Origin of the sequence: Laceyella tengchongensis (assembly GCF_900182735.1) — a bacterium.
Taxonomy (GTDB): Bacteria; Bacillota; Bacilli; order Thermoactinomycetales; family Thermoactinomycetaceae; genus Laceyella; species Laceyella tengchongensis.
Genome location: NZ_FXTU01000003.1, coordinates 24,423 through 37,363, shown reverse-complemented (window position 1 = coordinate 37,363; position 12,941 = coordinate 24,423). Strand labels below are relative to the sequence as shown.

General features: G+C 52.0%; 13 protein-coding genes. 4 read left to right on the top strand and 9 right to left on the bottom strand.

Going from position 1 to position 12,941, the window contains the following annotated elements:
* The first annotated feature begins 32 nt into the window (after positions 1-32).
* Entirely contained in the window at positions 33-593 is a 561-nt protein-coding gene (locus QQZ12_RS07180) for a hypothetical protein (RefSeq protein WP_284724176.1), read from the top strand.
* Between the two features lie 63 nt (positions 594-656).
* Here the strand turns inward: QQZ12_RS07180 and QQZ12_RS07175 are convergent, their stop codons facing one another.
* The 3 genes from QQZ12_RS07175 to asnS all read right to left on the bottom strand — a co-directional run bounded on the left by QQZ12_RS07175 (position 657) and on the right by asnS (position 4,392).
* Positions 657-1,931: an ammonium transporter gene (locus QQZ12_RS07175; protein ID WP_284724175.1), complete on the bottom strand. Its 1,275-nt coding sequence runs from the start codon at positions 1,929-1,931 to the stop codon at positions 657-659.
* Positions 1,932-2,099: 168 nt separating this feature from the next.
* Positions 2,100-2,831, bottom strand: a complete 732-nt coding sequence (locus QQZ12_RS07170; protein WP_189318828.1) for a DnaD domain protein — start codon at positions 2,829-2,831, stop codon at positions 2,100-2,102.
* Between the two features lie 268 nt (positions 2,832-3,099).
* Positions 3,100-4,392, bottom strand: a complete 1,293-nt coding sequence (gene asnS / locus QQZ12_RS07165) for an asparagine--tRNA ligase (RefSeq protein WP_102992562.1) — start codon at positions 4,390-4,392, stop codon at positions 3,100-3,102.
* A gap of 184 nt (positions 4,393-4,576) precedes the next feature.
* Here asnS and QQZ12_RS07160 point away from each other — a divergent pair, with 184 nt between their 5' ends.
* From QQZ12_RS07160 to QQZ12_RS07150, 3 genes are all read left to right on the top strand, one after another.
* On the top strand, positions 4,577-5,722 hold the full coding sequence (locus QQZ12_RS07160; RefSeq protein ID WP_348651541.1) for a CapA family protein: 1,146 nt from the start codon (positions 4,577-4,579) through the stop codon (positions 5,720-5,722).
* 373 nt (positions 5,723-6,095) lie between these two features.
* A complete protein-coding gene (locus QQZ12_RS07155; protein ID WP_284724174.1) occupies positions 6,096-6,722 on the top strand; it encodes a GNAT family N-acetyltransferase in 627 nt (208 codons plus the stop codon).
* Positions 6,723-6,725: 3 nt separating this feature from the next.
* Positions 6,726-7,601 carry a carbon-nitrogen hydrolase family protein gene (locus tag QQZ12_RS07150; protein ID WP_102992565.1) on the top strand — a complete coding sequence of 292 codons (876 nt, stop codon included), beginning with the start codon at positions 6,726-6,728 and terminating at the stop codon, positions 7,599-7,601.
* Positions 7,602-7,643: 42 nt separating this feature from the next.
* Here QQZ12_RS07150 and QQZ12_RS07145 read toward each other — a convergent pair whose 3' ends face one another.
* The 6 genes from QQZ12_RS07145 to QQZ12_RS07120 all read right to left on the bottom strand — a co-directional run bounded on the left by QQZ12_RS07145 (position 7,644) and on the right by QQZ12_RS07120 (position 12,840).
* On the bottom strand, positions 7,644-7,841 hold the full coding sequence (locus QQZ12_RS07145) for a uracil phosphoribosyltransferase (RefSeq protein WP_102992566.1): 198 nt from the start codon (positions 7,839-7,841) through the stop codon (positions 7,644-7,646).
* Between the two features lie 296 nt (positions 7,842-8,137).
* Positions 8,138-9,106 (bottom strand): 1-phosphofructokinase family hexose kinase, encoded by a 969-nt coding sequence (locus QQZ12_RS07140; protein WP_189318829.1) that lies wholly within the window; start codon positions 9,104-9,106, stop codon positions 8,138-8,140.
* Between the two features lie 107 nt (positions 9,107-9,213).
* Complete coding sequence (locus tag QQZ12_RS07135; RefSeq protein WP_284724173.1) at positions 9,214-9,969, bottom strand: SIS domain-containing protein; 756 nt, start codon at positions 9,967-9,969, stop codon at positions 9,214-9,216.
* On the bottom strand, positions 9,962-11,155 hold the full coding sequence (locus tag QQZ12_RS07130) for an N-acetylglucosamine-6-phosphate deacetylase (RefSeq protein ID WP_284724172.1): 1,194 nt from the start codon (positions 11,153-11,155) through the stop codon (positions 9,962-9,964). Before QQZ12_RS07130 ends, QQZ12_RS07135 begins: the two co-directional genes overlap by 8 nt.
* Complete coding sequence (locus tag QQZ12_RS07125; RefSeq protein WP_102992570.1) at positions 11,142-11,939, bottom strand: glucosamine-6-phosphate deaminase; 798 nt, start codon at positions 11,937-11,939, stop codon at positions 11,142-11,144. Before QQZ12_RS07125 ends, QQZ12_RS07130 begins: the two co-directional genes overlap by 14 nt.
* 28 nt (positions 11,940-11,967) lie before the next feature.
* Entirely contained in the window at positions 11,968-12,840 is an 873-nt protein-coding gene (locus tag QQZ12_RS07120) for a class II fructose-bisphosphate aldolase (RefSeq protein ID WP_284724171.1), read from the bottom strand.
* Positions 12,841-12,941 lie beyond the last annotated feature (101 nt).

Sequence of the window (12,941 nt, the reverse complement as noted above, 5' to 3'; positions counted from 1 at the left end):
ATATCCAAATTGAGATGCGGGCGGTGTGGAAGGTGTTGGAAAGATTAGCGGAAATCAAAGCCAAAGCCGAAGGAACGATTTTTGAGGAGTTTGTGTCTTCGCAAGTAGAGAACTACAAGCGACAGATACAAAAAGAACTAAAAAAAGCGAACATCAACAACAAATGGATTGACCATGCCGACGCGCTTTTCAACTTATTCGCCCAAATCAGCGAAGAGGTTAAACCACAAATCGAACCGTTTGTCGCGCGTGTCGAGTTTGTAGACAATAGGGAAAGCGACGGCGCCGTCATGCTTACCGTAGCCAATTTCAAAGATGAAACATTCTCTTTGCGATGCGCTGACCTGCATACAATGGAAGATTACGCGAAGTTGGAAGACGATGCATTTGTGGAAACATTGGACGAAGCACAAGAAGAGGGAGGGGTTCAGTTCTTTTTTGACCCGGACGAATTAGTTGAGACGGTTGCGCATTCCCGTATTTTCAAGGAGGATGATCCCTTTGCCGCCCTCAAACAGGTAATCGAACCCCATCTAGTTGAACTGCTCAAACGGACATTCGATATCGCCGCTCTCTTGGAAAAGAAACCCTGAGAAAACCAGCTTACCCGCCATTTACATAACCAAACAAAAAAACATGGGGTTTACCCATGTTGATTACATCACCCGCCGTATCTCTTCCTCATGTCTCATGAACATCACATGTTCAGGATAGCTGTAACTACCATGTTCACTGATATCCAACCCCTTCAGTTCATCTTCCTTCGACACGCGGAGCCCCATGGTTTTATCCAATATCCAAAGTGCAATAAAAGTAACCAAGGCAACATACAAAGCCGCCACGACCACGCCAACCAATTGCACACCCAATTGACTGAATCCACCGTCATAGAACAATCCCGCTTTGCCGATCCCCACTTTCTCCACCAAACGCGGCGAAGCGAATAACCCCGTGGACAGACTGCCCCAAATTCCAGCAATGCCATGGACGGAGAAAGCAAACACAGGATCATCAACGCCTTTTTTGTCGAAATAGACAGCAGTGTATGTGGTCAGGGAACCAGCCACCAATCCGATTACCACCGCCGCCCAAGCCTCCACGAACGCACACGCGGCAGTGATCGCAACCAAAGCGGCCAGCACTCCGTTTAAGATAGCTGGAATTTCCGCTTTTCCCGTCAACAGGAGCGAGGTGCAATAGGCCGCCAAAACCCCTGCCGCCGCGGCCAACACCGTAGTCAGCGCCACATACCCATAAAATCCGTCTTGCGCGCTAAGCGTACTTCCTGGATTAAAACCGAACCAACCCAGCCAAATGATCAGCACGCCCAATACGGAATAAACTTGGTTGTGTCCTGGAATCACATTGGATGAACCGTCGCGGTTGTATTTGCCTAAACGCGGTTTCAACATCAGCGTGGCGACCAGCGCCGCGACGCCCCCTTGCAAATGAACGACCGTTGATCCAGCGAAATCTTGTTTACCCAAGCTGTGCAACCAGCCTTCCGCGCCCCAAATCCAGTGCCCGACCACCGGGTAAATGGCCACGGTATAGATGAAGGCAAAAATCAGATACACACTTAATTTTGCTCGTTCAGCAAAGCCACCCCAAGCGATGGCCAAGGAAACCGCCGCAAAGGAAAGCTGAAACAGAAACGAAAGTTCATTTGGTATAGCGCCTTTCTCCTCCGGCAGATCAAGAAACCAACCCGTATGGCCAATCCATGACCCCTCACCAAAAGTCAGCCCGTAACCTACAGCCCAGAAAGTCAACGCGGCTACTGAAAACCCGAGCAATTGTTTGCCAATATGACCTGCATTTTTCATCCGTGTGGCCCCGGCTTCCAACAATACAAATCCCGCTTGCATAAATAAGACGAGAATGGCAGACAACATCACCCAAACGCCATCTACTGCCAACATGGCTGACATATTCGCACGCCCCTTCATGTCATGTTAATTAACATCTTAAGGGCATAATAACATGTGAAGTATCTCCTAACCATATTTATGTCAGATAATATGACATATAAATCAAGCAGAAAATAAAAAACCAGCCTTGCCGATCACTTTCGGCATGCCGGTCAGTTTCTTCATCATTTACTGTTCTTGGTTCACCCAGTTATAAAATGAAAAGCCATTGGGCCGCGTAGAAGCTCTCTCTTGCACGTTGGTTTGGTACAGCATCCCTTTTTGTCTGAATTTACGGGAATATTCCACAGCATCTTCTGCTGTGCGGACTTGGTTGCGCTGCCACTCAAACAAAATCCGGTCAATATAGCGGAAATTCAATTTGCCGCAAAACACGGCTTCGCGCAACGCGGCTTCAATCAGTTCTTCCCGGTGTCCATCTTCACTCAGCCACCGCGCCAACATTTGGCACTCCATGGGAGACAAGGCTCTGCCAAATTCTTGTTCAAACAAACGGAAGATAAATTGATAGGATTCCTCGCTAGTTGAAGTGTCTTCCTCTTCCTTGGCGATATAGGAAGAGACTAGTTGCTGATACAGCGGCGTCAATGAAAACCGTTCGCTGCGCAACCCGTATTCATTCACTTCATCATCAATATGCAAAAAGCCGCCCCGTACTAACTGCTCAATCAAGCCGACGATCTGTTCTTTTGTCATGTTCATGCGTTCAGACAATTCGCTTGCCGTCGGAAACGCCTTATGTTCTTTTTGCTGATAGAGCATGATATGGATCATCAGCATCACTTGCGGCTCTGTCAAACCTACCCGCTTATATTCCGTCAACAACAGCACAGGCAGAGAAAGCGAACCTTGTTCAAGGAGATGAACGAGAGCGGTCTGCACTGATCCTTTTCGATCCATGTTCATCCACCTCACTTATCCACTTTACTATATCACGCACGGATAATCAGATATAGACTTGAAAAACGAAAAAAAACGTTGAAAGATTTCCGTATCAAGTGCCTGGCACCACAATAAATCTCTTATCATCGGACATTCGACCGCTAAGCCCGCAATGCGAAAAGCCATTTTTCCCCACAACGAACGGCGGTGAAAAAATGGCTTTTACAAGCGATGCACGTCCCCTCGCCCGCCTAAAGTTCGACCGGGAGGGCGCCGGGATCTCCTATTACGGATACAGTCGGTTCAACATGCGTGGGAATGGAATCGTCTCACGCACATGGTCTAAGCCGCAGATCCAGGCAACGGTCCGTTCCAAGCCCAATCCGAAGCCAGAGTGCGGTACGCTACCATATTTGCGCAAATCCAGGTACCATTGGTATGCCTCAAGCGGCAGGTTATGCGCGGCATAACGCTCTTCCATCAAGGCAGGATCGTCAATCCGTTGGCTTCCGCCGATGATTTCCCCATATCCTTCCGGAGCGATCAAATCGGCGCACAATACTACTTCTGGGCGGTTGGGATCTGGTTTCATGTAGAAAGCTTTGATCTCTGTCGGATAATGCGTGATGAAAACAGGTTTGTCGAAGCTTTCGGCGATTTTCGTTTCATGAGGTGCGCCAAAGTCTTCACCCCACTTGAAATCGGTAAACCCTTCCCGATGCAATAGCTCAACCGCTTCATCATAGGTAATCCGTGGGAAAGGCGCCTGCACTTTTTCCAATTTGCTGATATCCCGATCCAGTGTTTTCAATTCACGCTCACAATTTTTCAGCACTTGCTGCACCACATAGCTGAGCATCTGTTCTTGGATTTCCAAGCTTTGCTCATGTTCGACGAAAGCCATTTCCGGTTCGATCATCCAGAACTCAATCAAATGGCGGCGCGTTTTCGACTTTTCGGCACGGAACGTGGGGCCGAAAGAATATACATTGCGCAAAGCCATAGCCGCCGCTTCCATGTAAAGCTGGCCGCTTTGCGTGAGAAACGCGTCTTCATCGAAATATTTGGTGTGGAAAAGGTTGGTCGTCCCTTCGCAAGAAGAAGGCGTCAACACTGGCGGGTCGACCAAGGTGAATCCCTTTTGATCAAGGAATTCTTGAATGGCCCGGATGATTTCCGCGCGGATGGTAAGGATCGCGCGTTGGCGCGGCGTACGCAACCACAAGTGGCGATGGTCCATCAAGAAGTCGACACCATGCTCTTTTTTAGTAATCGGATACTCCTCCGCCACTTGAATGATTTCCACATGTTTCACATCGAGCTCAAATCCGCTTGGCGCCCGGTCATCTTGCCGAACTGTCCCGGTCACGTACAGGGAGCTTTCTTGCGTCAATTTGCTCGCGTCTTCCCATACTTCCGGAGCGACTTGGCTCTTCACCAACACGCCCTGAATAAACCCGGTGCCATCACGCAATTGCAGGAATTGGATCTTTCCGCTTGAGCGCTTATTATATAGCCAACCGCCCAATTTGACCTCCTGGCCAACATGTGCGGCTACATCTTTAATCGTAGTTAGCACGTATGTAAACCCCCATCCCTTAAGTTAAACCGATTCAATTATACAACTCTGCATTTTGAACAGTCAATGAACCGCCATCATCCCACACATGCATAAACATGCCATAAGTTTATAACATATAAATTAAAGTTAAATAAATCACTAACAACGAAGTAGGTGACTCTCTCTGAAAAAGATAGTAACATTGTCAGCCCTTTTCTTTCTCCTCATTTTGGCCATTCTGTTTTCCTCCTTGTGGATTCCGCATGCGCAACCCCCTTCCTCAAAGGACCCGCCCGGAGCCAACCCGGCACCCTCTCAACCCAAAGTTGTTAAAATAGCGGCATTTGGTGATGTGATGATGCATATTCCGCAAATGAAAGCGGGCAAAACCGCGGCAGGGGGATACCACTTCCGACCCTTTTTCAAGGAAATCAAGCCTTACCTCTCCGCCGCCGACTTGACAATCGGCAATTTGGAAATGACTTTGGCCGGCAAACGATTGCCTTACAGCGGCTTTCCCCGGTTCAACGCGCCTGATGAAATCTTGACAGCCCTCACTGACACGGGCGTAGACCTGATGAGTACAACCAACAATCATGCGATGGACACCGGCGAAAAAGGGGTTGTACGAACTTACCAACAAGTGTGGAAGGCAGGCATGCAGCCGATCGGCACAGCCCCGTCGGCAAAGGACAGAAAACCGGTGTTGGTGCGCAAAAACGGCTTAACCCTGGCTTTTCTCGCTTACACCGAATCTACCAATGGCCTGCCCGTCCCCAAAGAAAAACCATATCTGGTCAATCGGCTGAACCTTACGCAAGTCGCCAAGGATATTGCTGACGCGAAAAAGCAGGGGGCACACGCGGTCATCGTGTCTCTTCACTTCGGGGTGGAATACCAGCGCCAACCAACCCCCAAGCAGATCAGCATCGCCCGACAGATCTTGAACAGCGGGGCGGACGTGATATTGGGCAGCCATCCCCATGTGGTGCAACATGCCGAAAAAGTAAGCATCAATGGCCAGGACAAGCTGATCATTTATTCCATGGGCAACTTCATCTCCAACCAGCAAAAACGGTACACTGACGAGGGGATCATTTGGTATTTCGATGTGGTGCAACACCCTGATACCAAGCAGGTCACATTTGACAACATCGCGTATTTGCCGACTTTGACCCACCGCTATATCGGTCAAAAGGGCAAACAATATACCGTGCTTCCAATCACTGAGCAATTGCCGGAGCGACTGCCGCCGTATCCTGGCATCACCAAAGCGAAATGGCAAAGCGCATGGCAACACACCACTTCCTTGATTAACGCGAAAGGCTTTCCCGTATATTCCCCATGACCCCCATGTTAGAAAGTGCTTAAGCATTTCGGCAAAGCATCCCCAAACCGAAGTTTTTAGTATGCATTCTTTCATCGCTATGCGGGAACGTGCATCGACACCAACCGCAGGCAATGGGCAAAGTCTAACGCTCTTCGCTCGATTCACGTTCCCAGTCATGTCGTTTTTAAATTGATCCAACAGCTTAAGCACTTTCTCCATATGAAAGTGCTTTTTTTCATCCCGCCATCCCCGTGTTTTCGGCATTTGCAGTTCATACACCGCATTAGCCAGGCAACCTTTTCCAAACGTTCGGTTTTATTATCGCCCAGTTCACAAATAAATTAAGATATAATAAATTGATGTATCCAATCTAAAAGAAAGGTGGCTCCCCATGAACATCCAGATCCGACCTTACACGCTCGCCGATTTCCCACAACTGCTGGAGATCCAAAAAGAGGCCTTCCCGCCTCCGTTCCCCGAGGATCTCCTGTGGAACCGCGATCAGATCTCCTCCCATGTCCACACATTTCCCGAAGGGGCCCTTCTGGCTGAAGTGGATGGGGTAGCGGCCGGTTCGGCAACCGCTTTGATTGTCCACCACACAGGCAAGCCCCACACGTGGGCAGAGGTGTCTGACAACGGTTATATCAAAGGAAGCCATGCGCAAGACGGGGACAGTCTATACGGCATCGATGTTTGCGTGCGACCACAATTCCGCGGTCAAGGCATAGCGCAAGCGCTATATCAAGCGCGCAAAGAGCTGGTGGTACGCTTAGGCTTGACGCGGTTGATCGCCGGATGCCGAATCCCAGGCTATCACCGCTATCAGCATGCGCTGTCGGTTGATACGTACGTGAGGAAAGTGAAGCAAAACGAAATAAGAGACAGCGTACTTAGCTTTATGCTCAGTCAGGGACTTGAACCTTTGCAAATTTTGGAACATTACCTGGATGATGAGGAGTCTTGCCATTTTGCCGTCTTGGTAGAATGGAAAAATCCATACAAAAAAGAGGGATGAACAATGAAACCACTGCGCATCGGCATTGTGCAATACGAACTAGCACCCTTAAAGATGGAAGCGGACTTTTGGGATGGCATCCGGCGCGATGCGGATCAAGCAAAAGCTGACGGGGTACAATTGCTGATCTATCCAGAATACTTAACCGCCCACCTCTTGGCCTTGAGCGAGCCGCTGGCCCACGATGAAGCGGCTCCTTACCTTGATCAGTTCACCGATCGATACATCCACTTTTTCAGTGACTTAAGCCGCGACACTGGCATCATCATCCTCGCGGGGACGCACATCCGCCGCGTTGGGAGCGGCTATGTGAATGAAGCCTATCTCTTTTTCCCGGACGGTCGAATCGAGACCCAGCAGAAGCTCCATTTGACGCCCGAGGAGCGCAACTGCTGGCATCTAAGCCCAGGCAACCGCCTTAATATCATTGACACAGATTTCGGCCGAATGGCGATTCTGGTCTGTTATGACATCGAATTCCCGGAACTTTCCCGCATCGTGGCTGAACAGGAAGTGGCGCTCATCCTCAACCCCATTTATACAGATCAAGCGGCCGGTTACTATCGCGTCCGCCACTGCGCCCAAGCGCGAGCGATCGAGAACCAACGCTTTGTCGCCTTGAGCGGGATGGTTGGAAGTTTGCCGTACATTCCGCAGATCGACGCGGGTTACGCCGAAAGCGGCTGTTTCTCGCCTTGCGACTTTCCATTCCCGGCAAATGGCGTGCTGTGTATCACAGATAACATGCAAAAAGATCTGGTCATTGTCGATCTAGACCTTACCCAATTGAAGCGCAACTGGGAAGAAGGGCAAGTCTCTCCTTATCGGGATCGGAAGCCTGAGTTATACCAACAGTTGGCCGGTCAACCATCTCAATAAACGGAATCAATGAAAGGCACGATCGCTGTCAGGGATCGTGCCTTATGCTATATGCAAATAAAAAACACCCCCCAGATCATTGGAGAAGTGCTTTTTCTCACGCTTTCTTATTCTCTCCACCTTCGTTGGCGTTTTTCTCGCTACTGGATTGATCGCCCACATCTCACGGCTTAAGGTAGGATCAAGTTTGCCTTCCCGAATCTGTTTTAGTCGGTGTTTTTTCGCTTTGCTTCTGGCCATTGTTCATTTCTCTCCCTTTCTGTTTCCTATGGTGCATCAACAGGACTTCCCATTCCAATAGCCATGGTATACCCGTTTTGGAACCGGGTTAATCATGCATTCACCCCTCTCAGGTGACTGCTCACAAAAACATCATCGAGGCAAGCCCCAACAAACAATAGCCATAGAGATCGTCAGCGGGCAACCCTAAGCCCGCTTCTGAAATTTAGCGATCAAGACTTTTCATATAAGTGACCTAAAACACAGACTCAACCATCGGTTCTAGAGCGTGTCTGATGAATAGGTCAAATTACCTATCATTCGCCTTCTTCCGTGATCTCATCCAAGACATGATCAGCCAGTGCGGTGACAACTTTTCTATCAACCTTGCCTGCCACCGGTTGGGCCGCGTTCGCCGCTCCAGCCGCCACCGCTGTGGCCAGCGCGCGTTTTGCAGTAGAACCGTTGGCCAGACTCCACAAAAGTCCCCCCATAAATGCATCGCCTGAGCCGACGGGATTCACCACATCGACTTGCGGTGCAGGCACATGATAATAGATCGATCGGTGATAAGCGACTGCCCCTCGGTCACCCAGCGTAATGATGGGAAAGTCGATTCCTTTTAAGGCTAAGTCCGCCAATGGCTTGCGCCAGTGTTGGAGGATAGGCGCCGTCGGTTGCTCCCCGGCATCCGCTTCCGTCAGAGCCGCAAACTCATGCTGGTTCGGTTTTATGATGCTGGGCTGGCAATCGACGGCGGCCGCCAAGGCCGTGCCACTGGTGTCAACAACCACACGCGCGCCCCGCTGACGGACAAAGCGAAGCAAGCTACGCCATTCCTCCATCGTAAGACCTGGCGGCAAACTCCCAGAAAACACGACGATCATGCCTGTGGTGATCAGAGATTGGAGCCGTCTCTTTAACCGCTCCATTTGGCCAGCCGTCACATGTAAGCCCGGCTCCAAGATCTCTGTCGCCTTCTGGTAGCTTTCATCAATGATGGATAAGCAGACGCGCGACTCTCCCTCTGGGACTTCGTAAAATGCGGCGTCTATTCCCTCTTCCCGCAATTTTCTGATGATGGTTTGCCCATTGTCCCCGCCCACAAACCCGGTCGCCGTCACCGTACCTCCCAAACGGTGGATGGTACGGGCTACATTAATGCCTTTTCCTCCCGCCTGGGTGAACTTTTGCCGCACTCGGTGCACTTCCCCAGCTTGAAAGCAATCCACTACATACGTGGTGTCCAGAGCGGCGTTTAATGTCACTGTCAAAATCCGGCTCATGTTCCCCTCCTCATCTGCTGTACAAATGCGAGTGAGCAAGAACACCCGATCACCGCATTGATGGAAAAACATGACAACCACTTCAGAAATGGCACCCATTCATGGCGTCACAACTTTTTAATGCGCCCCTTGAACCGTTCAATAAACCGCGCATTGGCCTCATCTCCGCCTGGTGCATTGCCGCTCATCCAAATCGGCGGCGTGATCCCTTTTTGCACCATCAGTCGCACTGCCTCCGCCATCACGCAGTTTAATAAGTAAGCGTTAGCGAAGGTAGACATGGCGGCGACCGGTTGATCCAGATTCGGAATGTTGATGACCGCGTCCCCCACTTCTACCTTGCAGTCTAAAACCACATCTACCAATTCAAACAGATTTTTTTTGCTCGGATGGCGGGCTGGATGGTTCGCCGGCGTAGCGGTGGCATGTTTCACAGAGGTGACGCCGATGGTGGTCACTCCCCGCCGTTTCGCTTCCAGCGCCGCGTCGATCGTAGCCGCGTTGATTCCATACGCGTTGACGATGATGAGCAAATCACCCGCTTGCAAGTTGTAATCGTCGATGACAATCGTCCCGTAACCCGGAGTGCGTTCAATGGCCATCGAGCGCAAGGCGCCCCCGCTCAAAAGGGTTCCTTCATCAAGGATAGCACTAACATGCATCAGCCCCCCGGCTCGGAAAAAGACTTCCTGCGCCCCCAGATTGGAATGACCCCCTGGGCCATACACATATACGATCTTATCTTGGCTGACATGGTCGGCAATTAAGCGCGCCGCTCGATTAACCGAGTCCGCTTCTTCACGTAGCGATTCCAAGTGAGCGACGATCTTCCGCAAATACTGTTCCATGATGGTCTCAGTCATCGGCACCGCCCCCTTGCATGTGGGTGTCTGCTTCATGCAGGATCATCCCTTGTTTGATCGTGCGGAGTATCCGCACCGCCTCATCCGCCGGCGCAAACGCGACCAAATCAGCCGGCGCTCCGACAGTGAGCCCCTGCCGTGCCGACAATCCCAAGTAAGCGGCAGGTCTTATCGATGCCATGTCCCATGCATCTTGCAATCCGCACAGTTGTTTCTTAAACAGGTTCCACACGCCCTGCCGCAAGGTCTGCACGGAACCGGCCAGCAGCTGCGGTTGACCTTTCAAATGTAGCTTGCCCTGCGGTGTCAACACCACGCGGCCGCCGATATGCGTCTCATACTCCCCCGGCTCGCGCCCGCCAAGCTGCACCACATCGCTGACCAGCATGGCTTTGTCCCGCTTCACGCGCATAATCACTTTGATGACCGAATCAGGCAAGTGAAACCCGTCGCCGATCATGCACGCCCACAAGTCCGGCTCGGCTAGCTGATCCCAAATGTAGTTGGGATGCCTAGGGAGCATCGGATGTGCACCGTTGCCGAGATGGGTGGACAGGGTTGCTCCAGCCCGCACCGCTAACGTAAGTTGCTCTGTGTTGGCTGCAGTGTGACCGATGGCGACTTTCACCCCATGCCGGACGCAGGATTCGATGAATTCGTGTGCGCCTGGCCACTCTGGCGATAAGGTCACCAAGCGGATACGTCCGTCCGCCACCTTTTGCCATCGCTCAAACAGTGCCCAATCCGGGGCTTTAACAAAGGCAGGATCATGAGCTCCGCGCGGACCGTCCTGCGGCGAGATAAACGGGCCTTCCAAATGAATTCCCAGTATGACACGGTCAAGTGTAGGTGACTGGCGGATGGCATCAGCAACGGCCCGTACCGCTTCTTCAATCCCTTCGTCATGGTTGGTGATGATGGTCGGCAAATAGGCAGTCACCCCTTCCCGCCACAACATGTGGGTCACGGCGGTGACCGAGTCGGGGGAAAAGGGCGGTGCATTCAAGTCCACCCCGCCGAATCCATTCACCTGCAAGTCAACCAGTCCGGGCGCCAGCCACGGCAAACCCGGTCGATTCTGAATGCGGCGGATATTGCTGATGATTCCCCCTTCGATTTCCACCGCGATCGGACATCCCGTCCGATAATCCATCCCCTCGACGAGCCGAATCTCAGTCTCCTGCATATTCGCTCACCCCGTATGCATCCGTGTCCAGATACAATGCCCCATCTTGGTGCCTGCGCAGGATCGACGCAGGGCAGTCCGCAGACACGGGACCTGTGAGGGCTCTGCGCACCGCCTCGCGCTTTGTCGGACCTGGAACGACGCCAATCAGGTAATCTGCGGACATCAGTGCTGGCACAGTCAGCGTCAGCGCAGTCTTGGGAACGGATGCAAGATCAGGAAAACACCCGTCGTTTACCTGTTGCTGCCTGCATTTCTCGTCAAGGCAAACGGATTTGACGACAGCGGGGTCATCAAAATTGGCCACGCCAGGATCATTAAATGCAATATGCCCATTCTCGCCAATCCCCAGGCACACAATGTCAATCGGCGCTTCGCTCAACAACTGGGCGTACCTGGCGCACTCCCGCTCTGGATCACCGTTTGGCCGGATCAGATGCACTTGCCCCAGCTGGACGTGGCGAAACAGATGTTCTTGCAGATAATAGGAGAAACGCTGAGGCGAGTCCTCCGGCAACCCAATATATTCATCCATATGAAACGCCTCAACGCGCGACCAATCCACTCCTTCTGCGCGACAAAGATGCATGAGTAGCTCATTTTGCGACGGTGCGGCCGCAAACACCATACGAACCCTTCCCTTGCGCGCTTGCACTTGTTTCATTTTGTTCACAACCTCGGCCGCAGCCGCCGCCCCCATGGCGTCTCGGCTCTTGTAGACGCGAACGTGCAAACGGTCCACAGTGGTTTGCACGACTGGTTGCCATCTGGCATCCATGCCCATCCCCCCTTCCTGAAATTGGACGCGGTGCTTACGTCGACGAATCGCTGGCTTCCCCTTTGCTTTGTTGCGCCAGCAGGATTTTCCGCTTGGCCGCTTGTTTGACCGCTTCCCGCGCTGTAAGGAAATAGCGGCGGGGGTCGGCCTCATTCGGATGTGCAAGCAAGTAGTCTCGCAATGCTTCGGCAAACGGCAATTTCAGCTCAGTGGAAATATTCACCTTGCTGACACCACATTGCACCGACCGACGTACCCCTTCATCCGGCACACCTGACGCTCCATGCATAACCAGCGGGATGGCGACGCGTCGAGAGATCGCTTGCAACCTGGCGAAATCCAGTTGAGGCTCACCTTTGTAAACGCCATGCGCCGTGCCGAACGCCGGAGCCAAAAAATCAATTCCGGTTCGGGCAACAAACTCTTCCGCCAAAGCGGGGTCCGTATAAGCGGCTTCTGCCTCATCGATAGAACCTTCCTCCTCGGCCCCGCCGATGGTACCCAACTCCGCTTCCACGGGCACGCCAACGGCATGGGCGATCTCCACCACCCGTTTGACTAGCGCCACATTCTCTTCGAACGGAAGATGAGAGCCATCAATCATCAATGACGTGTATCCAGCGCGCAAACATCGGACTACCGTCTCCATGCTGTCTCCGTGATCCAAGTGCAACGCAATCGGCACCTTGGCGGACTGTGCGGCCACCTTTGCCATCGACACCATGTAATCCAGCCCAACATAGTGAATCGTCCGTGGGGTTGTCTGGAAAATGACAGGGGTCTCCAGCTCTTCCGCCGCTTCGGTTACAGCCTTCATAACCTCCAGATTATGGATGGCAAACCCCACGACAGCGTAATGATGGCGATATGCGTCTTCCAGCATGGCTTTTGAAGTTACCAATGGCATGGCGGCATCCCCTCCTCATCTATTCCGCCCATTGCCTCAACTGACTGGAAAAGTGATTGTCTTCGCACCCCTGCCAAGCGAATAAGAACACGGTTTTGAAG